Raw genomic sequence first — 19,731 nt, 5'->3', positions numbered from 1 at the left:
ACCGAACCATCAGCAGACCCCTGTATACGGTTCCGGCTTCGTCGGTCAATACGACCTGACCGGCCTCGTCCAAGCTCGCAGTACCGGACTCCCCGGCGGGCGGGGTGTAGCCGCCGTCGGATTCCTTCATGTAGGTGTGCGGGTTCCCGGACCAGTCCAGGAACGCGAGCGACGTCTCCGAGACCCGCACCGACTGGTACACGTTCGAGCCAGCGATCGGGGTCGACGCGGTCCAGCCGGGCGGGAGGATCGGTCGGGTCCTCGTGAACCAGTCAGCTGGGACTATGTGCTCCTTCTGCACCCCGTTCAGGGTGTACTTGACCCACAGCTCCGTGTACGCGAGACCTCCGGTGTGGAAGTAGTCCATCACGAACTCGGTGGAGTTGGTGTCGTTGAATTGCCGACTGTCGCCCCATTCGATCTCCCCGCCCGTGTCGGTGAGGAAGTACTTGTCGACCACGGTCTGCCCGCCGATGGTGACTTTCGTGCCGTCGTCGCGCATCACCCCGAACTGGTACGAGCCGGCGGCCGGGACCCGGACGAAACCGTTCCAGTGGGCGATGAAGTCATCCTCGGGCACCGCGGGACCCGGCGAGCCGTACGCCCACTGGAACGACACCTGGGGGTCGGTGCGGATCAGGACAGGCTTCCGGGTCCCGATCTCATAGTCCGCTTCCTCGCCGTCCTCCGGGGTCGCGTCATAGTACGACCCGGTCAGGCCCAGGTTCGAGGGCTGCTGCGAGTTGTACCGGAACGTGAGGCCCATCGGGCCGCCCACAGTTGTGACCGTGGGTGAGGAGAACGAAAGGCTCGCGTTCCCGTTCGCCAAGTTCACGGACACTGGGCCGGCGGAATCCATAGGTGATGGGCCGGACGCACCGATTCGGAGGTTAATCGTCAACCGGTTCACCCACTGCGGGCCGGACTCACCGTAACTATCCTTGGTCTGCACCGCCCAGGCGTACGCACCACCGTCCTGGAGGACACCCGCGGGGACCTGCCAGGTCGTTGCCGCCTGCCAGCCCGAACGCGCCACCGCGCCGGTCGTCCCGTCCAGTCCGGTCGCGACCGTGAACCGATACTCCGGGGCCTGCCCGAACTGGTTCGTCGCCGGCGGCACCGATAGCGTCGGCACCAGATCCGCGAGGACCGTCCCGTCTACGGGCAGGCTCGACCCTTGCGCCGGCATCGCCGGGGTGCGCACCGTGAACGAATACGTTGCGGTGCCACGAACGGTGGACGTCCCGAATTGGTCGTCATCCCAACCATCCTTGACGTACCCCTTCCAGTAGTACGTCGTCCCCGGCTGCAGCTTCGTCACCGGAACCGTCACCTGGTCGCTCAGTGCCCAGTCGGATTCCCACACATCGCCAGAGTCCACCGCCGCCGCCGAAGTGCCAATCCGGAACTGATAGGCCAAGCCGCCGCCGCCCGGGTCGGTGTACCCGCCGATCTTCAACACCGGAGTCTCATTCGAATACGCACCATTCGCCGGCGCTGGCGCCGCCCTCGTGCCCGCGGTCGGGAAGTCCTTCCACCCAACGATCATGGCTGCGCCGCTGAACCGCTTGTAGGAATAGGGAACGGACTAGTCACCACGGTGCATCAGGTACCCGTTGGGCCCGCTCGTGTTGACCCAGTCCACGATCTGCTGGGTCAGCCGGTCATCATTGACGTAGCCGCTCGAGCTGTCGGCGTACAGTCCGCCCAGCGGATGCCCGACCCCGTTGTAGGAGAACCCGCTGGCCCAGTCCAGCTCACCCCACCGAACGGTAGGCGTAGAGTCGGCGCTGATGCCCTCGAAGGCGAGGTTCGCGTCCAGGATCTGCTTGCCGAAGAACTGCTCATAGTTATAGTGCGCGACGGTGCGCCAGAGGTAGCCGTTGCCCGTGTTCCCGATCTGGATGCTCTGGTTGAAGTAGGCCGGCGTTACGTTCGACCTGTAGTTGTACGTAGGGTCCACATAGACCACCGCGGCGGCCGGGTCGATCCAGACCGGATACGTGCGGGACTTCGCGTTCAGCCATGACCGGTCCGCGAGGACCGTGATCGTCCAGTCCGACCCCTTCCCGGAGAGCTTCGTGTCCAACCCGACGGAGACGTTCGCCTCCGTACCTGACTGCCCAGCCGAGTCCCACGCCTGCAATGGCGGCACCATGAGCACGACTTTGTCGTTCTGGTCGCGGAACTCGATGACCCCATCCTCGGTCTTCGACAACTCCAGTTCGTCGGAGTCCACCTGCCACGTCCACGACGTGCGGCCTTCCGCGCCGGGTGCCTCATCCAGCCGGAACAGCTGCTCCACCCCGGCGTTCTGCACCTGGTAGATCAGGTCTGTCGCCGGGAACACGTCGCCGTATGAGACCTCGTCCCTCTCCCCCAAGCCCAGGTTCCGCTGCAGCTTTGAGCCGCCCGCGCCTTCCAGCGTGTAGGCCACCTTGTGGCCCTGATGCGTTACGCGGAGCACGCCGTCGTCGGATGCGGTTTCAGCGAACTGCGGCGCCAGCGGGTGCACCGGAACCTCGCCGCCGCCGATCCCCAGGAACGACCAGAACCCGACACCTTGGACGTCGGTCTGGATTTCCTTCCACTCCCCGTCCTGCCGGACGTTGATCTGCTCCGGGCTCGTCCGGGTGATATGCATCCCGTCGCCGAGGTCGTACGTGTCCGAGAACGCGTCCCCGCTTGGAGATCAACGAGTCCGACGGCAGATCCGACTCGCGGATCGGCGCCTCAGCCTCCTCCGACTCGTCCGGGGCGAGCGCGGCGAGCACCTCCTCCTCGGTCAGCGTCTCCTGCCCAGCCAGCTCCGGATTCTCCGGCTGCATCGAATCGGGCGTCGACGGCACCGGCAACACCTCGGCCGGGGACTCATCGGATTCCAGCGGAAGCTGCAGGAGCTCGGCCTCACCAGGCGAACCCACCTCAGGCTCCTCCGCAGCGGCAGGGAAGCCCGGCTCCACGAACAGTCCACCAACCAACGCCATCGCAGCAACAACACCGACGAGGGATGAGACCGATCTGCGCACAAGACCTCCGAAAACTGGGGACTTGAGAAGTACCAGCCAATCAACTCCCCGGTCAACGAAACGGAGATACTCTCCGATGCCCCAGAAAGGGGCGTTGACGGTGAGAAAACAGACCGGCTACGTTATTTGGCCTTCGGCCGGCTCAGCGGCGAGTGCGGCGATGATCTTTGCCGATGGTCGCCTGCTCCGGGAATCCGCAAGATCTCGGCCACTCGCCGAAGCATCGGCCGGAGCGCAACCCCGTCGACCTCGACGGGTGAGCCGCCTACGCTGGCGTCGTGGCCTTCACGAGCCTCAGAGTCGCCGTACGACGCACGCGCATCCTGCCGCATTGGCTTCGCCGGGCGGATGCCGCGGTCGGGCGTGCGGTCAACGGCCGGCACGCGCACCCCGCGGTCGATCGGTTCTGGGGCCGCCTCTCGGGATTCGCCGACAAGGGCGTGCTGTGGTGGACGCTCGCCGGGGTGCTCGCCGTGACGAGGCGCCGACGCACCGCGGCCCGCGGCCTGCTCTCGCTGCTCGTCGCGAGCGCGCTCACGAACGTCATCGCCAAGAAGGTGTTCGGCGGCGACCGGCCGCTCCTCGCCGACGTGCCGATCGGGCGGCACCTGCCGAAGCCGCCCATCACGCCGTCGTTCCCGTCGGGGCACTCGGCGAGCGGGGCCGCCTTCGCAACCGGCGTCGCCCTCGAGAGCCCCCGGCTCGGTGCAGCCATCGTGCCCGTCGCGCTCGGCGTGGGCTACTCGCGGCTGCACACGGGCGCGCACTGGATATCCGACGTCGTCGGCGGCCTCGCCCTCGGGGCGACCGTCGCGGCCGCCGGCGCACTCCTCGTGAGGCCACAGCCCGGCGTTGCTCCCGGCCCGCCGCCGACCGGAGAGGACCGGCCGTTGCCGGCCGCGCCCGACGGCGAGGGCGTGTTCGTCGTCGTCAACCGCTCGTCGGGCACGAGCGTCATGCGCTTCGACCCCACCGCGGTGATCGCCGAACGACTCCCGCGCGCCGAACTTCACGAGTTGCACGATGAGACCGCCGCCGAGGCCGTGCACCGAGCCCTCGCACGCTCCGATCCCCCGCGCATCCTGGGGGTGTGCGGCGGCGACGGGTCGGTCGCGGCCGTCGCCCACGAGGCGCGCGCGGCCGGGCTGCCACTGTTCGTCGTGCCCGGCGGCACGTTCAACCACTTCGCACGCACGGCGGGCGCGGCATCCGTCGACCTCGCCGTCGACGCCCTACAGCGCGGCGAGGGCGTGCGAGCGGATGTCGCCGAGCTCGCCTTCGGCGACGAACCTCCGATCACGGTGCTGAACACCGCTTCGGTCGGCGTCTACCCCGACTTCGTCGCCGAGCGCGAACGCCTCGAGGAACGCTACGGAAAGTGGCCGGCAGCGCTCATCTCCGCCGTGCGCGTGCTGATGGGATCGGAGCCCGTGACGATCGTGATGAACGGCCGCCGTGCGCGCGTGTGGACGCTCTTCGTCGGCGTGGGCGCCAACGACCCCGGCACTCCGGCCCCGCTGCAGCGGCGGCGGCTCGACGGCGGCGTGCTCGACGTGCGCATGCTGCACGCCGGTTCACGCGCCCGGGCCGCCGCCTCGCTCGCCTTCGGCCGGCGCACGAGCGCGATGCTGCGGCGGCTGAGACTCCTGCCCGAGCGCATCGAGTCGTTCCGGACGGAGTCGCTCGAGGTCATCGTGCGCCCCCGTCACGGGCAGCCGCCCGGATTCGCGCACGACGGCGAGGTCTCGCTCGAGGCGGCCGAGGAGGCATCCGCCGAGCTCGCCGTGCCGGGCTACCGAACGACGCTGCAGATCGTGCCCGCGGCGCTCGACGTCTACCGGCCGGCGACCGGATCGCGCGACGGCGCAGCACGAAACTTCACTCAGGGCGCAGCAACTCGCCGACCGGCACGGGCAGCACCGCGCTCGACCCGCGCTCCTCACTGGTCGGGTACTGCGGCCGGATGACGCATCGCTCGTCATCGGCCTCGACGATCACGACCAGGCGCCACTCCCAGCCGGCCACCGGATTGGAGGCATCGAGCACACCCGGAAGCAGCGGCGCCGGAAGCTCCGCCCACCACCGCCCATGGAGTTCTTCGAGCCCTCGAGCCTCGACGAGCGCCCTCGCCTCCGCCTCCGGAAGCGGCCCCGTCTCGGGCTCGATGATGGTGCCGATGATCGTCACGGGCGCGAATCGCCCCAGCGCGCCCGCCGCGGGCACGAGGTAGCCGGCGAGCTCGCCGTCGATGGCACGTCGGTGCGGAAGCCAATCCTCACTGATCACGTATTCCACACTATCGACCGGCTTCGCGCGCGAAAGGGTCGGGTTCGCGCGAATCCCGCTAGAGCTCGATGCCGACGAGCACCGGCTCGGGGTGCAGCACGATGCCGAACTCGGCTTGCACTCGGTGCTGCACGAAGCGGGCGAGCTGCACGATCTCGTCGGCACTCGCGCCGCCGCGATTGGTGAGTGCGAGCGTGTGCTTCGACGAGATCGCCGCGCGCGAGCCGGGCAGCGTGAAGCCTCGGTGGATGCCCGACTGTTCGATGAGCCACGCGGCCGAGAGCTTCACGAGCGGCTCGCCGGCCCCGGCATCCGTCACCGTGTCGGATGCCTCGAACGATGCCTCGAGCGCGAGGAACTCGTCGAGCGGCGACTGCGCGAGGCCGCCGGCGAGCGGGAGCACCGCGTCGGGCTCGTCGGGCGCGAGGTACCAGCGCGGAGCCGCGCCTGGCAGCGTGCGGGAGACACGTTCGCTGACGATCGGGTTCGTGAAGAACGATCCGGCGCTCACCGAGTCGAGGTCGGTGTCGTCGAGCACCATGCCCTTCGCCGCGCGCAGCGCGAGCACGCTCTGGCGCACGCTGGCGATCGGAACGCGGTCGCCGAGCTGCACATGCAGCGCGTCGGCGAGTTGGCCGTAGGCGATGGGCTGGCCGAGTGCCTCGCCGAGCACCGCCCGCTCGGCCGACGTGTCGTGCAGGCGCAGCTCGATCGAGATGACGATGCCGGGCAGCCCGCGCTTCAGCACCGACGTGCGGTAGCCGAGTTCGAGTTCGGCGGCGGTCATGCGGCGTGGCTCGTCGGCGAACTCGTCGAGGAACTCGATCGCGACGAGCGTCGACTCGAGCTCCTGGCCGTAGGCGCCGATGTTCTGCACCGGCGCCGCACCGACCGAGCCCGGAATCCCCGAGAGCGCCTCGATGCCCGAGTACCCGCGATCGACCGTGAAGGCCACGAGCTCGTCCCACGACTCCCCCGCTTGCACCCGCAGGAGAACGGATGCTCCGTCGTCGCCGCCGGGCAGCACCTCGATGCCGCGAGTGGCCACGCGCACCACGGTGCCGGCGAAGCCGTCGTCGCCGACGAGCAGGTTGGAGCCGCCGCCGAGCACGAGCCATGGCGCGCCCGACGACCAGGCCTCGCGGGCGAGGTCGACCAGGTCACGCTGGGTGGTGCCCGTGACGAGGCGCTCGATCGGCCCGCCGACATGCAAGGTCGTGAGTTCGGCGAATCGGACGTCGCTCACCATGTCAGCCGAGGATGACGCGCACTTGCGCCTTGCCGAGCACCGTCTCGTCGCCGACCTTCACCGTGAGGTCGATGCGGGCGGCTCGAGCCTCTTCGTCGAGCTGGCCCACCTTGGCGATGACCGTCACGATGGCGCCGAGCTCGGGGTCGACCACGACCGGGCGAGTGAACCGCACCTGGTAGTCGACGATGCGGCCGGGATCGCCAGCCCAGTCGACGACCGCCTGGACCGCGAGGCCCATCGTGAGCATGCCGTGGGCGAGCACGCCCGGCAGGCCGACGGCGTGGGCGATGTCGTCGCGGTAGTGGATGGGATTGAAGTCGCCTGAGGCGCCCGCGTATCGCACGAGGGAGTCGCGGGTGAGCGGGAAGGAGCGCTCCGCGACGATGTCACCAACGGTGAGGGAGGGAAGGTCGGGGGTCGTGGTGATGGTCATCAGTCGTCTCCTCGCACGACGAGGGTGGAGATGCTCGTGACGACGTGCTCGCCCGCGGCATCCGTGATCTCGGACTGGGCGGTGACCATCGAGTGCGGCCCGAGCGACTTCACGCTCGCGACCGTGAGGGTCGCGGTGAGCTCGTCGCCCGCGACGATGGGCCGCGTCGAGGTGAAGCGCTGGTCGCCGTGCACGACTCGGGAGAAGTCGATGCCCGCCTCGGGGTCGGCGAGCAGTTGGGCGAGCGAGAGCTCCTGCACGACGACGGCGAACGTGGGCGGCGCGACGATGTCGTCGTATCCGGCGGCGCGCGCCGCCTCGACGTCGAGGTTGACCGGGTTCGTCGCGAAGACGGCGCGCGAGAACTCACGCACCTTCTCGCGGCCGACGAGGTAGGGCTCGGTGGGCGGGAAGACCCGCCCCTGCAACTCGGGGTTCAGTGGCACCCGGACAGTCTATTGGGGCGGGTCCGGCAACGCTTCCGGTGGTCGAGTAGGACCGAAGGACCGTATCGAGGCCACCCATCGGGGCCGAGGGTGGTCTCGATACGCGTCCGGCTTCGCCGGGCGCTACTCGACCAGCGGCTGCTGCCCGCTTCGCCGGGGGCCCACTCGACCACTGGCTGCCGGCTTCGCCGCGGGCGGGGCGCTCCCCCTGAACGGCGCGGTCGACGTCAGCGCTTGCCGCCGCCGAGGAGCCCGCCGAGGAGGTCGCCGAGGCCCCCGCCGGAGCCTCCCGAACCCGATGAGCTGCCGCCGAGCAGGCCGCCGAGCAGGTCGCCGAGGCCGCCGCCCGAGCCGGATTCGGCCGGAGCAGCCCCCGCACCCTCCTGCTTCTTCGTGATTTTCTTCGCGAGCCAAGCCATGACGATCGGCGCGAGGATCGGCAGGAGCTGCTGGATGATCGGGCCGAGCCCCCCGCCCTCCTTGCTGTCGAGCGCCTTCACGACCTGGTCGGTATTGCCGCCGAAGACGTTCCGCACGATCTTCCTGCCGTCCTCCTCGTCGACATCGGCGAGGTTCACTCCGCCCTCGACGAGCTTGGGGTCGTGCTTCGTGACCGCCTTCTCGAGCGACGCCGCGCCAGCCGGGTCGGTGGCGTTCGCGCCCATGCCGGCGAGCAGCGTCGGCAGCGCGTCGTCGACGGCCTTCCGGGCGGTCGCTTCGTCGACGCCGAGTCGCCGGGCGATGTCGCCCATCGGCAGGTCGGCCTTGATGTCGTCGAGTGCAGCCATGCTGATCCCCACTTCCCGCGCCCGCCGTCGGACGCCCCCACGGTTCACGGTAGCCGGGCGGATGCCGCACGCGGAAGGGGCATCCGTCACCGGTACCGCGCGCCGGCGCTCGTCAGAACCGTTCTGTTGAACGCGGTCCGCGCGACGAGGTCATCTGAGTCTCCTCATGTGAGTCTCGCCTCGCGTCACGCAGGACTCATATGAGGAGGGCGGAAGCAGCGGCGGGCAACCCCTGAAGCCGGTCAGCTTGCCAGAATCTCGTCGGCGACGTCGCGGCCGACGCGGATTGCGCCGTCGACGTGCTGGTACCCCTTGCCCGCCATGTCGCTGCACGAGAAGTGCACGGGGCCGACCGGGGTGCGCAGGTCGGCGCCGTAGCGCGCGAGGCCGCCCATGTCGAAGCTCGCCGCATACGCGCCGCGGGTCCACTCCTCCGATCCCCAGTCGCTCTCGTAGTAGACCACCGGATGCTTCGCCTGCTCGCCGTAGTAGTGCGAGAGCGACTCGAGGATCCGGGCCTTCCGCTCCTCGGGCGTCAGCGAGAAGACGCCGTCGGCGGCCTCGTCGGCGACGAATCCGACGAGCGTGCCACGCGGGTCGTCGTGATTCGTGTTGTCGTACGCCTCGTGCACGAGCTCGTACGGGCTGAACGCCGTGCCCGAGAGGCCTGCGTCACGCCAGAACGGCGTCTCGTAGACGGCGTGCACCTTGATCACGAGGCCCATCGAGAGGTGCTGGTGCAACTGCTGCTGGCGGCGCGGCAACGGCGGTTCGTACGAGATGCGGCTGATGAGGACGGGTGGGACCGCCAGCACGACGTGCTTCGCGTGCACCTCGAGATCGTCGGTCACCGCGACGACGCCGGCGTCAGGGGCATCCCCCTTGCCCTCGGAAGGCAGAGCCCACTGAACCGTGCGCACGGGCTGACCGAGGCGGACTGCGCTGCCGAGCCGCTCGGCGAGGAGCAGCGGCACCTGCTGGAGACCGCCGACGACACGGCGGTCGAGGATGAAGTCGGCGTCGACGAGGTTCGAGAACGAGCCGGCGGAGGCCGCCATGAGCAGCGCCTGCAGGGCCGAGAACGCATGGGCAGGCTTGGTGAGCATGGCTCCAGCGATGAACATGCCGATGTTCTCGCGCGCCTCCTCGTCGTCGGTCTGCGTCTCGAGCCAGTGTGCGAACGAGATCTCGTCGAGGTCCTTCGCCTGCGGGTGATGCCACGGGCGGTCGGGGTCGATCTCGGCGACGAGTGCGTCGAGCTTGTCGATGAGGGTGACGATCTCCTGCTCGGTCGCCGGCGGCACCGGGAAGATCTCACCCTCGAACCGCTTGAGCGCGCCGTCGGGCCCGATGTAGATGTTCACGCCCTCGCGATAGCGCGGGTAGGTCTCGAGGCCGAGCTCGTCGAGCGTCTCGATGAGCGCGTCTTGATCGGGCGAGACCCACTGGCCGCCGATCTCGAGCATCGCGCCGTCGATATCGTCGGTCCAGAGTCGCCCGCCGACGCGGTCGCGCGCTTCGAGCACGACGACCGAGCGGCCGGCGGCCTTCAGGCGGGTGGCAGCGGTGAGGCCGGATGCCCCGGCCCCCACGATGACGACGTCGCAGTCGATGCGTTCCATGTTGTGTTCCGTTTCGTTCGTCCGTGCAGAATTCAGGAGCCCTGTGACGGTGCTCCGTTCAGAATTCAGGAGTTGTTGCGCACTGCCGCTCGGTCAGAGCGGAGAAGGCGCGTCATCCGGCTCCGGCCTCCGGGGCGGGTCCTGAATTCTGAGCCCTCAGCGGCCGGCGCAGCAGCGGACTCTCCTGAATTGTGGACATGAGGGGGCGGATGCCGCGAGGCGAGCGGCTGCGGCATCCGCTCGACCGTCAGCTCACCGGGATGAGCGTGTACTTCGTGTCGAGGTACTCGTGGATGCCCTCGAAGCCGCCCTCGCGGCCGATGCCCGATTGCTTGACGCCGCCGAAGGGCGCGGCCGCGTTCGAGACGAGGCCGGTGTTCAGGCCCATCATGCCGGTGGCGAGGCGTTCGATCATGCGGTGTCCGCGGGCGAGGTCTTGCGTGAACACGTAGGAGACCAGGCCGTACTCGGTGGCGTTGGCGAGTCTCACCGCTTCGTCTTCGTCGGCGAAGGTCGAGATGCCGAGAACGGGGCCGAAGATCTCCTCCTTCAGCATGCGGCTGCCGGCTGCGACTCCCGCGAGCACGGTGGGCGCGTAGAACGTGCCGTCGCCGTCGATGCGGTTTCCGCCCGTGAGCACCGTGGCGCCGCGGTCGACGGCGTCATGGACGAGCGCGTCGGTGGAGGCGACCGCCTTGGCGTCGATGAGCGGACCGATGTTCACGCCCTCGTCGGTGCCGCGGCCGACCTTCATCGCCTTCACTCGCTCGGCGACCCGGGTCGCGAACGCCTCGGCAATCGACTCATGCACGATGAAGCGATTCGCGGCGGTGCACGCCTGCCCGATGTTGCGGAACTTCGCGATCATCGCGCCGTCGACGGCCTTGTCGAGATCGGCGTCTTCGAAGACGACGAACGGGGCGTTGCCGCCGAGCTCCATCGAGGTGCGCAGGATGCCCTGCGCTGCCTGCTGGAGGAGACTGCGGCCGACCTCGGTGGAGCCGGTGAACGAGAGCTTGCGCAGGCGCGGGTCGGCGATGATCGGGCCCGACACCTTCGACGACGTGCTCGTCGCGATGACGTTCACGACACCGGCCGGGAGGCCCACCTCCTCGAGCAGCTGCACGAACGCGATCGTCGTGAGCGGGGTGAGTGCCGGTGGCTTGATGACGACCGTGCAGCCGGCGGCGAGCGCGGGGGCGATCTTGCGGGTCGCCATCGCGAGCGGGAAGTTCCAGGGCGTGATCATGAACGACGGGCCGACGGGGCGCTGCGAGACGATCATGCGCCCGGTGCCCTCGGGGTTCAGTCCGTAGCGGCCGGTGATGCGCACGGCCTCTTCGCTGAACCAGCGGAGGAACTCGCCGCCGTAGACGACCTCGCCGCGCGCCTCGGCGAGCGGCTTGCCCATCTCGAGGGTCATGAGGAGCGCGAAGTCCTCCTTGCGCTCCTGGAGCAGATCGAACGCACGGCGGAGCAGCTCGCCGCGTTCGCGCGGTGCCGTCGCGGCCCACACGTCTTGGGCGGCCACGGCGGCGTCGAGGGCGCGGATGCCGTCGGCGACGGAGGCATCCGCGATCTCCTTGATGGTCTGGCCGGTCGACGGGTCGGTGACCGCGAGGGTCTTGCCGCCCTCGGCGGCGACCCATTCGCCGCCGATGAAGAGCCCGTCGGCGACGCGGTCGAGGACGGTGGTTTCCTGCATGGTGTCGGTCATCAGTGCGTTCCGTTCCGTGTGAAGCGAGCCGTTCGGGTGGAGGGTGTGGCGTCGGGCTCGGCATCCGCCCTTCCAGTCTGGACTCCGCCTCGTCGGTGCGCCAGCGGGAGGCACGCGGCGAGCCGGGATGGCGTCGCACCGAGATCGGTCATTCGAGCTTCAGCCCCTCTGCCACGACGCCGAGGCCGTCGATGAGCAGTTCGTCTGAGATCGTGAGCGGCGGGAGGAAGCGGATCACGTTACCGTAGGTGCCGCACGTGAGCAGCACGACTCCATTGGCGTGCGCGTGCGCGACGACCTTCTCCGTGAGCGCCGCATCGGGTGCGCCGGTCGCCGGGTCGACGAGCTCGATCGCGACCATCGCACCGCGGCCGCGCACGTCGCCGATGCGGGCGTCGGCCGTGCGCAGGGCGTTCAGGCGTCCGAGCAGCACCGCCCCGATCTCACGGGCGCGCTCGATGAAGCCGTCCTCCTCGTAGGCGGCGATCGAGGCGAGCGCGGCGGCGCACGCGAGCGGGTTGCCGCCGTAGGTGCCGCCGAGGCCGCCCGCCATCGCGGAGTCCATGATCTCGGCGCGCCCGGTGACCGCCGAGAGCGGCAGGCCGCCCGCGATGCCCTTCGCCGTGACGACGAGGTCGGGCACGATCCCCTCGTGCTCGCTCGCGAACCACGCGCCGGTGCGGCCGAAGCCGGTCTGCACCTCGTCGGCGATGAACACGACGTCGTGCTGCTTCGCCCAGTCGGTGAGCGCCGGGAGGAAGCCGGCGGCTGGCACGATGAAGCCGCCCTCGCCCTGGATGGGCTCGATGATGAGGGCCGCGAGGTTCTCGGAGCCGACCTGCTTCTCGATCTGGGTGATGGCGCGGGCGGCCGCCTCTGCGCCCGAGAGTCCGCCGTCGCGGAACGGGTAGGACAGCGGCGCGCGGTACACCTCGGGCGCGAACGGGCCGAAGCCACTCTTGTACGGGATGTTCTTCGCCGTGAGGCCCATGGTGAGGTTCGTGCGGCCGTGATACGCGTGATCGAAGGCGACCACGGCCTGCCGCTTCGTGGAGTGACGGGCGATCTTCACGGCGTTCTCGACCGCCTCGGCGCCCGAGTTGAAGAGCGCCGAGCGCTTGGCGTGGTCGCCGGGAGTCAGCCGGTTGAGCGCCTCGGCGACGTCGACGTATGCGTCATACGGCGCCACCGTGAAGCACGTGTGCGTGAAGGCGTTCAGCTGGGCGGTGACCGCCTCGACGACGCGCCGGTTGGAGTTGCCGACGCCCGTGACGGCGATGCCCGAACCGAGGTCGATGAGCGAGTTGCCGTCGGCGTCGACGATGACGCCGCCACCCGCGGCGACCACCGAGACGGGGATCGTCGTGCCCACACCCGACGCGACGGCGGCCGCCTTCCGCGCCATGAGCTCTTGCGAGCGCGGGCCGGGAATCGCCGTGACGAGACGGCGCTCCTGCGCGAGGGCCGGGCCACCGATGACGGCGGGTGCCGTGGCAGCGGTGCCGGTCGTGGTCGAGGTGCCGGTCGTGGCAGGGGTGTCGACGAGAGTCATGGCTGCTCCGATGCGAGGTGACGGCGGTCTCTGGGTGCGGCAATGCTATGCGGCGGCGAACGGATGGCCCCAGCGCCCGTGTGTACACTCAGGTGCAGGTTGTTGGACACCGCGTACAAGGGTGTGACCGGAAGGAGCGTCCGATGCAGCCGACCGTGCAGACCCTGCTCGACCGCCCCGAGCTCGCCCTCACACTGCTCACGCCCGCCGACCGGCTGGGGGCCGGGGCGCTTGCCGCTCCCGTGACGTGGGCGCACAGCTCCGACCTCCCCGATCCGACGCCCTTCCTCGATGCCGGACACGTGCTCCTCACGACCGGCACCCAGTTCGAGGCCGATGCCGGTGCCGGTGCCGAGTTCGCCGATGCGTACGTCGGCCGGCTGCGCGCGACGGGCATCGCCGCCCTCGGCTTCGGCACCGAGGTGATCCGCGCCGGCACGCCCGAGGCACTCGTCGCGGCCTGCGATGCGCAAGGGTTGCCGCTTTTCGAGGTTCCGTATCCCACCCCATTCATCGCCATCGTGCGCACCGTCGCCGACCTGCTCGCCGAAGACGCCTACGCACGGCACACCTGGGCCCTCGCAGCGCAGCGCGCGATCTCACTCGCGGCGCTCCGGCCCGACGGTCTCTCGGCGACGCTCGCGGAGCTCTCGAACCGCATCGGCGCGTGGGTCGGTCTCATCGACGCGACCGGCTCGCTCGATCGCGAGGCGCCCGCGGGCGAACTCGGCCAGCCGGCGCTCGGCGAGGTCGTCGGCGAGGCCCGGTCGATGCTGCGCCGCGGGCAGCGCGCGAGCCGCACCCTCGTCGCCGGCGAGTCAACGGACCACCCGCAGCGGATGACGCTGCAGACCCTCGGCGGCGGCGGGGCGCTTCGCGGCGTGCTCGCCATCGGCGACTCCGCTGAGCTCGACCAGGCCGGGCGTGAGGTCGTCACGTCGGTCATCGCGCTCGCGGGGCTCGCGCTCGAGCAGAACCGCGACCTCGACCGCGCACGCGGACACCTGCGTTCGGGGCTCCTGCGCGGCATCCTCGCCGGTGACATGTCGCTGGCGGAGCGCGTCTCCGCCGAGATGTGGGGGCCGCTGCCCGCTGCTCCGGTGCGCATCGCGGTGACGGATGCCCCCGCCGAACATGTCGATCGCCTCACCGAGCTGCTCGAACTGCGTGTCGACGAGCGCGGCGGGCGGCTCTTCTTCGGACGCGACGAGGAACGGGTCGTGCTCGTGCTCGAGGAGGGCGACGCCGCGATCGCCGACGAGCTCGCCGCCGAGTTCGAGCTGCCCGTCGGAGTGTCCGACCCGGTCGCGGCCGACGGCATCGCGCGAGCGCACGAGCAGGCGATGCGCGCGCTCGAGCGCGCCCGGGAGTCGGGAGCCGGGGTGGTCGCGTTCGAGGAGATCAGTCGGCAGGGGGTGCTCGCGTTCCTCGCCCGCACCGACGCACGGGCCGTCGCGCTCGCGACGCTCGCTCCCCTCGCCGAGCACGACGCCGCGAACGGCACCGACCTCGTCGCGACGACCCGGGCATGGCTCGAGCACGGCGGCCAGTTCGACGCCACCGCACGGCAGCTCGGCGTGCACCGCCACACCCTGCGCAGCCGGATCGCGCTCGCCGAACGGCTCCTCGGCCGCGACCTCTCGGGATTCCACGCGCGCGCCGACCTGTGGGCGGCGCTCCTCGCCGTCGGCTGACGCCCGCGGCATCCGCTCGCCCCGCGGCATCCGCTCGCCCGCCTGTTCGACCCTTTCGCGCCGTGAGGCCCAGGCGTACGCTGGAATGAGCGGGAGGGGAATGCGATGCAAGCTGTCGTCGGCGAACGCCTCGTCATCCATGGCAAGCAAGTCGGGCAGGCCGACCGCCACGGCGAGATCCTCGAAGTGCGCGGCGAAGATGGCGGGCCGCCCTATTTCGTGCGCTTCGACGACGGCCACGAGACGCTCCTCTACCCCGGGGCCGACTGCGAGCTCGAGCACCAGCAGACGTCGCGCTGAGCCAGCCGCACCGTCACGGCGCCCAAGCGGACGCAGGAGGATCGGAAGACGCACGGATGCCGCGGCATCCGTCACGCTAGCGTTGACGCATGTTCCACTCCTACGTCGCGATCGGCGACAGCTTCACCGAGGGTGTCGGCGACGAGCTGCCCGACGGCGGTGTGCGCGGGTGGGCCGACTTCGTCGCACTGGGGCTGGCCGCCGCGGCACGCGAGCCGATCGGCTACGCGAACCTCGCGATCCGCGGCCGCAAGCTCGGCCCGATCATCGAAGAGCAGCTCGAGGCGGCGATCGGGCTGCGCCCCGAGGTGATCAGCTTCAACGGCGGCGGCAACGACATGCTCCGCCCGCGGATGCCCGAGGTGGCCGTGGCCGACCGCTTCCGGCAGGCGGTGCATCGCATCCGGGGTGAGGGCATCCACGTGCTCATGCTGAGCGGGGCGAATCCCACCGAGCACCTGCCGCTCGGCCGCGTCTTCGACGCCCGCGGCGCGCGCCTCACTGCGGCGCTCCACGATCTCGCCGAGCTCGACGGCGTCACGTTCGTCGACAACTTCTCCGACCGGGGCCTTCGCGACATCCGGTACTGGTCGGCCGACAAGCTGCACCTCAATTCGCTCGGTCACGCGCGGGTCGCGAGCAATGTGCTCACCGCGCTCGACGTTCCGGTGCCGCCCGAGTGGGGTGTCGCCGAAGTCGCCGCCGCGCCGCCGGGGCCTCGGAGCCGCAACACCGCGGCCTACTATCGCGAGTTCGTGCTGCCGTGGATCGGGCGCCGCCTCACGGGCCGCTCATCGGGCGACGGGCGCACCGCCAAGCGGCCGACGCTCGAGCCGTTGGCTTCGGATGCCTCGCGCTGACGCCTGAGCGCCGAACGTTCGGCGCTCGGCGCTGAGCGCTCAGCGCGCCGCGAGCACGTCGGCGACGAACGCTCGCGTGCGTCTTGCGAGGCCCTCGATGCGTTCGAGCTCGATCGCGGTCGGCTGCACCTCGGACGGGGCAGCTGGACGGCCGAGGCGCACCGTCTCCTGGCAGGCCAGGTCGCTGCAGATGTACGTGCCGACGCTATCGCCCCGCACGCCGGCGGCACCCGCACGCCGCGCCGAGAAGAGCACCACCTGGTCACCCGGCTGTTGCGTGTGGCAGAGGTTGCAGATGGCGGCACGATGATGCGAGCCGCTCCGCTCGGCCGCACGCAGCACGACGCCGGCCGGCGCACCGTCGAGCTCCGTCACGAGGTAGCCGCGGGGCGCGATCCTCGGGTCGCGCCAGCCGAACGCGTCGAGGTGCGCCCACTCGGCGACGAAGAAGTGCACGGGCAGCGACAACTGGGCGAGCTCGGCTTCGTTCGCGTTCCCGAGTGCGGAGCGGATGTCGCTCTCAACCAGCGGCTGCATGCATCTCCCCTCGTGCGCTGCTCCCAGTCTACGAACCGGGCGCGACGCGCCATTCGACCTCCGACGATCGCGGTCCCCAGCTCACGACGACGATGTCGTCGGGCTGCGCCCGGAACGGCCTCGCCGCGAAACCGATGTCGTCGACCGAGATCCACCTCGTGAGCCCGTACGTGGCGAACCGCTCGAGCGAGGTGCACGTCGCGAGCCAGTCGAAGAAGAACTCACGCCGCGAGAGCAGGCACACCTGGTCGTCGTCGAGCATCGCCCAGAACTCGTAGCCGACGACGTGGCCGAGTGAGCGGAGCACCACGTCGCCCCTCGCCCCCAGGTGAGCCCTGGCCACCACATCGCGAGCCTGGTCCTGTTCCTCAGCGGTCGGCGGCCGGTCGAACACCTCGAGGCCGCGCGGCGGCGAGAGCGACTCCCGCACGGGGGCGAGCACCGCCAGGCCGACGATGACGAGCAGGAGGACCCCGGCCGCGACGAGCAGCGCCCAGCCCCGCGACAGCCGACGGGCGCCCTCCACGTCCTTGGCCGCGTCGACCGCCGAGCCGCCGCGCGCGGCGAGCTGCCGCTCGACGGCGGCGAGCTCCCGCTCCACGGCGGCGAGCTCGGCCGCGACCTCGGCGGGCGGCTCACCGGAGTCGCCGAAGACGATCCGCCGCAACTCGTCTCGGCGACGTTCCAGATCGTCTTCGGTTGCCATCTCCTGCCCTGGTTGCCGGCGGCGGGATGTCCGCTGCCGCGTGCTTCAGCTCCCCGGTGGTTGCGCGGCCCCGGGCGCCGCGGGCACTGCGGTGGCCGCGGCATCCGTTTCGGCACTCTCCCTGCCGCGGATGAGGAACCCGAAGGCGAGCGCGATGAAGAACATGAGCACGCCGTAGACCGCCGCGGGCAGGCTCATCTCGACGCTCCCGATCACCGTCTGGGCGATCACGATCGCGAGTGTCGCGTTGTGGATGCCGATCTCGAACGAGCTCGCGATCGCTTGCGTGCGGTTGACGCGCAGCAGCCGCGGCACGAGGTAGCCGACCGTGAGGCTCAACAGGCAGAAAGCGATCGTGATGCCGGCGAGGCGGCCTGCGTTCTCCATGAGCAGCTCGAGGTTCGCGACGATCGCCCCGGCGATGACGATCACGAGGATGACGACGGAGGCGATGCGCACAGGCCGGTCCATGCGGTCGGCGAAGGCCGGCCGCCACCATCGCACGAGCATGCCGAGCACCACGGGGATGAGCACGATCGCGAATACCTCCACGGCCTTCGCGAATTGCAGGCCGAGCTCGTCGTTCCCGGGGAGGAAATACCCGATCGCGAGGTTCGTGATGAACGGCACCGTGACGACGGCGAGCACCGAGTTGATCGCGGTGAGTGAGATGTTCAGGGCGACGTCACCGCGGAACAGGTGACTGTACAGGTTCGCGGTGGTGCCGCCGGGCGATGCGGCGAGCAGCATCATGCCCACCGCGAGCATGGGCGGCAGCCGGAAGAGCAGCACGAGCGCGAGACAGAGCGCGGGCAGCACGACGATCTGGCAGAGAAGGGCGACGACCACGGCCTTCGGGTGCTTCGCGACGCGCGAGAAGTCGACCGGAGTGAGTGAGAGGCCCAGGCCGAACATGATGATGCCGAGGGCGACGGGCAATCCGATGGTGGTCAGCGCTGATCCCATGCGCTCAGTGTGGCGCACGGATGACGCGGTGGGAATGCCCCAGAACGCGCGGCGATCTCAGCGAGACGGGCGAGATCGGCGGTGCGGGCGGGGCCGCCGAGCGTCGTTGCGAGACGCAGGCAGCCGCAGGGAGCGGCCCGGGCTCAGTCGAACGCCGGCCGGGGTCGATCGTCGTCGACGGGGCACCAGCCGGCCGCCGATCGCTCGTACTCGTGGGCCGGGCCGTCGGCGATGAGCACGGCGAGCGCCGCGAGGAACCGGTCGACGTCGTCGGCGGAGGTGCCCGCGCCGAGGCTCGCGCGCAGCCCGTTCCCCCTCGTCGCCACTCGATCGAAGAAGGGGTGGGCGCAGAACCGGCCCGCGCGCACCGAGATTCCGTGCTCGGCGGCGAGCGCCGCGGCGAGCCGCCCCACCGAGCCGCGCTCGAGCTCGATGGTCGCGATGCCGAGCCGGTCGTCGGCGTCGTCGAAGCCGCGGATGACCCGGATGCCGCGTTGCGCGGCGAGCCCAGCGTGCAGGCGCTCGGTGAGGGCCCGCTCGTGACTCGCTCGCGCCGTCTCGCCGATCCGCTCGAGCTCGGTGAGCGCGCGGGCGAGCGCCGCGATGCCGATCACGTTCGGCGTGCCCGCCTCGTGGCGTTCGGCGCCCCGCTTCCAGTCGACGCCGTCTAAGCGCACGGCGGCGACCGCTCCCCCGCCGGCGAGGTGTGCCGGTGCCGCGTCGAGCCAGTCCGCGCGCCCGACGAGCGCACCGGCGCCGAACGGCGCGTACGCCTTGTGGCCCGAGAAGGCGAGGTAGTCGATGCCGGATGCCGCGATGTCGACCCTGCGGTGCGGCAGCAGTTGCGCGGCGTCGATCGCGACTCGCGCGCCTCGCGCGTGGGCGAGCTCGGCGAGCCTCGCGATGGGCAGCACCTCGCCCGTGACGTTCGACGCGCCCGTCACCGTGAGCAGCGCGGCCGGACATCGGGCGAGCTCTGCGTCGAGCGCATCGAGTGTCTCGGCGATCGTGCGGCGGGCCACGACCACGCGCCGCGCGTCGGCACGCCACGGCAGCAGGTTCGCGTGGTGCTCGAGATCGAGCACCACGGTGTCGCCCGGCACTGCGCTCGCGAGCAGGTTGAGCGCGTCGGTCGTGTTGCGCGTGAAGACGACGAGGTCGTCGTCGCGGGCGCCGACATGGCGGGCGACCGTGCCGCGCGCCTCCTCGACGAGCGTCGTCGAGAGCTGCGACGGGTAGCCCGAGCCGCGGTGCACGCTCGAGTAGTAGGGCAACACGCGCGCGACGTGCGCGGTCACGGCCTCGAGTGCCGGCGCGGAGGCGGCGACGTCGAGGTTGACGTGGCGCACGAATGCGCCGCCGAGCACCGGCACCTCGAGGCCCGCGTCGGCGAGCACGGCGAGGGGCCCGAGTGCCGCGGGCGCCGTGGTCGCCGACGTGGCCGCGGCATCCGACACCGCTCGTCGAGGCGCCGACAGCGTCGCCGTCGTTGGCTCCTCGATGCCGATCATGGTGCGCACTCCTCGCAACTCGTGTGGCACGA

At 70.4% G+C, this 19,731-nt stretch carries 18 protein-coding genes; 4 read left to right on the top strand and 14 right to left on the bottom strand.

Going from position 1 to position 19,731, the window contains the following annotated elements:
• A partial coding sequence (locus J7E25_RS16285) for a PA14 domain-containing protein (RefSeq protein ID WP_214871215.1) occupies positions 1-1,462 on the bottom strand: 1,462 nt, incomplete at its 3' end.
• A 126-nt stretch (positions 1,463-1,588) separates the two neighbouring features.
• The gene (locus J7E25_RS16280) at positions 1,589-2,644 is read right to left on the bottom strand and encodes a hypothetical protein (RefSeq protein WP_214871214.1); all 1,056 of its coding nucleotides are present in this window, start codon (positions 2,642-2,644) and stop codon (positions 1,589-1,591) included.
• Positions 2,645-3,307: 663 nt separating this feature from the next.
• Here J7E25_RS16280 and J7E25_RS16275 point away from each other — a divergent pair.
• Positions 3,308-4,996, top strand: a complete 1,689-nt coding sequence (locus J7E25_RS16275) for a phosphatase PAP2 family protein (protein WP_308164618.1) — start codon at positions 3,308-3,310, stop codon at positions 4,994-4,996.
• Here the strand turns inward: J7E25_RS16275 and J7E25_RS16270 are convergent.
• The 8 genes from J7E25_RS16270 to gabT all read right to left on the bottom strand — a co-directional run bounded on the left by J7E25_RS16270 (position 4,908) and on the right by gabT (position 13,125).
• The gene (locus J7E25_RS16270) at positions 4,908-5,315 is read right to left on the bottom strand and encodes a hypothetical protein (RefSeq protein WP_214871213.1); all 408 of its coding nucleotides are present in this window, start codon (positions 5,313-5,315) and stop codon (positions 4,908-4,910) included. The two genes, J7E25_RS16275 and J7E25_RS16270, sit on opposite strands and share 89 nt — an antisense overlap.
• Positions 5,316-5,373: 58 nt before the next feature.
• A complete protein-coding gene (locus tag J7E25_RS16265; protein WP_214871212.1) occupies positions 5,374-6,564 on the bottom strand; it encodes a UDP-N-acetylmuramate dehydrogenase in 1,191 nt (396 codons plus the stop codon).
• Position 6,565: 1 nt separating this feature from the next.
• Entirely contained in the window at positions 6,566-7,000 is a 435-nt protein-coding gene (locus J7E25_RS16260; protein ID WP_214871211.1) for a MaoC family dehydratase, read from the bottom strand.
• Positions 7,000-7,446 carry a MaoC family dehydratase N-terminal domain-containing protein gene (locus J7E25_RS16255; RefSeq protein ID WP_214871210.1) on the bottom strand — a complete coding sequence of 149 codons (447 nt, stop codon included), beginning with the start codon at positions 7,444-7,446 and terminating at the stop codon, positions 7,000-7,002. Before J7E25_RS16255 ends, J7E25_RS16260 begins: the two co-directional genes overlap by 1 nt.
• A gap of 227 nt (positions 7,447-7,673) precedes the next feature.
• Positions 7,674-8,234, bottom strand: a complete 561-nt coding sequence (locus J7E25_RS16250; RefSeq protein ID WP_214871209.1) for a DUF937 domain-containing protein — start codon at positions 8,232-8,234, stop codon at positions 7,674-7,676.
• Positions 8,235-8,476: 242 nt separating this feature from the next.
• Positions 8,477-9,856 (bottom strand): NAD(P)/FAD-dependent oxidoreductase, encoded by a 1,380-nt coding sequence (locus tag J7E25_RS16245; RefSeq protein WP_214871208.1) that lies wholly within the window; start codon positions 9,854-9,856, stop codon positions 8,477-8,479.
• A gap of 247 nt (positions 9,857-10,103) precedes the next feature.
• Complete coding sequence (locus J7E25_RS16240) at positions 10,104-11,573, bottom strand: NAD-dependent succinate-semialdehyde dehydrogenase (protein WP_214871207.1); 1,470 nt, start codon at positions 11,571-11,573, stop codon at positions 10,104-10,106.
• A gap of 148 nt (positions 11,574-11,721) precedes the next feature.
• Positions 11,722-13,125, bottom strand: a complete 1,404-nt coding sequence (gene gabT / locus J7E25_RS16235; protein WP_214871206.1) for a 4-aminobutyrate--2-oxoglutarate transaminase — start codon at positions 13,123-13,125, stop codon at positions 11,722-11,724.
• Positions 13,126-13,268: 143 nt separating this feature from the next.
• Here gabT and J7E25_RS16230 point away from each other — a divergent pair, with 143 nt between their 5' ends.
• From J7E25_RS16230 to J7E25_RS16220, 3 genes are all read left to right on the top strand, one after another.
• Entirely contained in the window at positions 13,269-14,819 is a 1,551-nt protein-coding gene (locus J7E25_RS16230; RefSeq protein WP_214871205.1) for a PucR family transcriptional regulator ligand-binding domain-containing protein, read from the top strand.
• 105 nt (positions 14,820-14,924) lie between these two features.
• Positions 14,925-15,119, top strand: coding sequence for a DUF1918 domain-containing protein (locus J7E25_RS16225; RefSeq protein WP_214871204.1), 195 nt, complete (start codon positions 14,925-14,927; stop codon positions 15,117-15,119).
• An 89-nt stretch (positions 15,120-15,208) separates the two neighbouring features.
• Complete coding sequence (locus J7E25_RS16220; protein WP_214871203.1) at positions 15,209-15,979, top strand: SGNH/GDSL hydrolase family protein; 771 nt, start codon at positions 15,209-15,211, stop codon at positions 15,977-15,979.
• A gap of 39 nt (positions 15,980-16,018) precedes the next feature.
• On the opposite strand, the gene J7E25_RS16215 is transcribed toward J7E25_RS16220, so the two are convergent.
• From J7E25_RS16215 to J7E25_RS16200, 4 genes are all read right to left on the bottom strand, one after another.
• Positions 16,019-16,516 carry an FBP domain-containing protein gene (locus J7E25_RS16215; RefSeq protein ID WP_214871202.1) on the bottom strand — a complete coding sequence of 166 codons (498 nt, stop codon included), beginning with the start codon at positions 16,514-16,516 and terminating at the stop codon, positions 16,019-16,021.
• Positions 16,517-16,544: 28 nt separating this feature from the next.
• Entirely contained in the window at positions 16,545-17,222 is a 678-nt protein-coding gene (locus J7E25_RS16210) for a hypothetical protein (RefSeq protein ID WP_214871201.1), read from the bottom strand.
• 45 nt (positions 17,223-17,267) lie between these two features.
• A complete protein-coding gene (locus J7E25_RS16205) occupies positions 17,268-18,188 on the bottom strand; it encodes a bile acid:sodium symporter family protein (RefSeq protein WP_214871200.1) in 921 nt (306 codons plus the stop codon).
• 143 nt (positions 18,189-18,331) lie between these two features.
• Positions 18,332-19,699, bottom strand: a complete 1,368-nt coding sequence (locus tag J7E25_RS16200; RefSeq protein ID WP_214871199.1) for an aminotransferase class V-fold PLP-dependent enzyme — start codon at positions 19,697-19,699, stop codon at positions 18,332-18,334.
• Between the last annotated feature and the right edge of the window lie 32 nt (positions 19,700-19,731).

Origin of the sequence: Agromyces sp. ISL-38, assembly GCF_018613935.1 — a bacterium.
Taxonomy (GTDB): Bacteria; Actinomycetota; Actinomycetes; order Actinomycetales; family Microbacteriaceae; genus Agromyces.
This window is presented reverse-complemented; position numbering and strand designations above follow the sequence as displayed.

Bases quoted from the DNA above. Each gene is read 5' to 3' on its own strand.
- J7E25_RS16280 (WP_214871214.1), bottom strand. From the start codon at position 2,644: ATGCATATCACCCGGACGAGCCCGGAGCAGATCAACGTCCGGCAGGAC.
- J7E25_RS16240 (WP_214871207.1), bottom strand. From the start codon at position 11,573: ATGACCGACACCATGCAGGAAACCACCGTCCTCGACCGCGTCGCCGAC.
- J7E25_RS16200 (WP_214871199.1), bottom strand. From the start codon at position 19,699: ATGATCGGCATCGAGGAGCCAACGACGGCGACGCTGTCGGCGCCTCGA.
- J7E25_RS16260 (WP_214871211.1), bottom strand. From the start codon at position 7,000: ATGACCATCACCACGACCCCCGACCTTCCCTCCCTCACCGTTGGTGAC.
- J7E25_RS16215 (WP_214871202.1), bottom strand. From the start codon at position 16,516: ATGCAGCCGCTGGTTGAGAGCGACATCCGCTCCGCACTCGGGAACGCG.
- J7E25_RS16225 (WP_214871204.1), top strand. From the start codon at position 14,925: ATGCAAGCTGTCGTCGGCGAACGCCTCGTCATCCATGGCAAGCAAGTC.
- J7E25_RS16220 (WP_214871203.1), top strand. From the start codon at position 15,209: ATGTTCCACTCCTACGTCGCGATCGGCGACAGCTTCACCGAGGGTGTC.
- J7E25_RS16205 (WP_214871200.1), bottom strand. From the start codon at position 18,188: ATGGGATCAGCGCTGACCACCATCGGATTGCCCGTCGCCCTCGGCATC.
- gabT (WP_214871206.1), bottom strand. From the start codon at position 13,125: ATGACTCTCGTCGACACCCCTGCCACGACCGGCACCTCGACCACGACC.
- J7E25_RS16230 (WP_214871205.1), top strand. From the start codon at position 13,269: ATGCAGCCGACCGTGCAGACCCTGCTCGACCGCCCCGAGCTCGCCCTC.
- J7E25_RS16245 (WP_214871208.1), bottom strand. From the start codon at position 9,856: ATGGAACGCATCGACTGCGACGTCGTCATCGTGGGGGCCGGGGCATCC.
- J7E25_RS16265 (WP_214871212.1), bottom strand. From the start codon at position 6,564: ATGGTGAGCGACGTCCGATTCGCCGAACTCACGACCTTGCATGTCGGC.
- J7E25_RS16250 (WP_214871209.1), bottom strand. From the start codon at position 8,234: ATGGCTGCACTCGACGACATCAAGGCCGACCTGCCGATGGGCGACATC.
- J7E25_RS16210 (WP_214871201.1), bottom strand. From the start codon at position 17,222: ATGGCAACCGAAGACGATCTGGAACGTCGCCGAGACGAGTTGCGGCGG.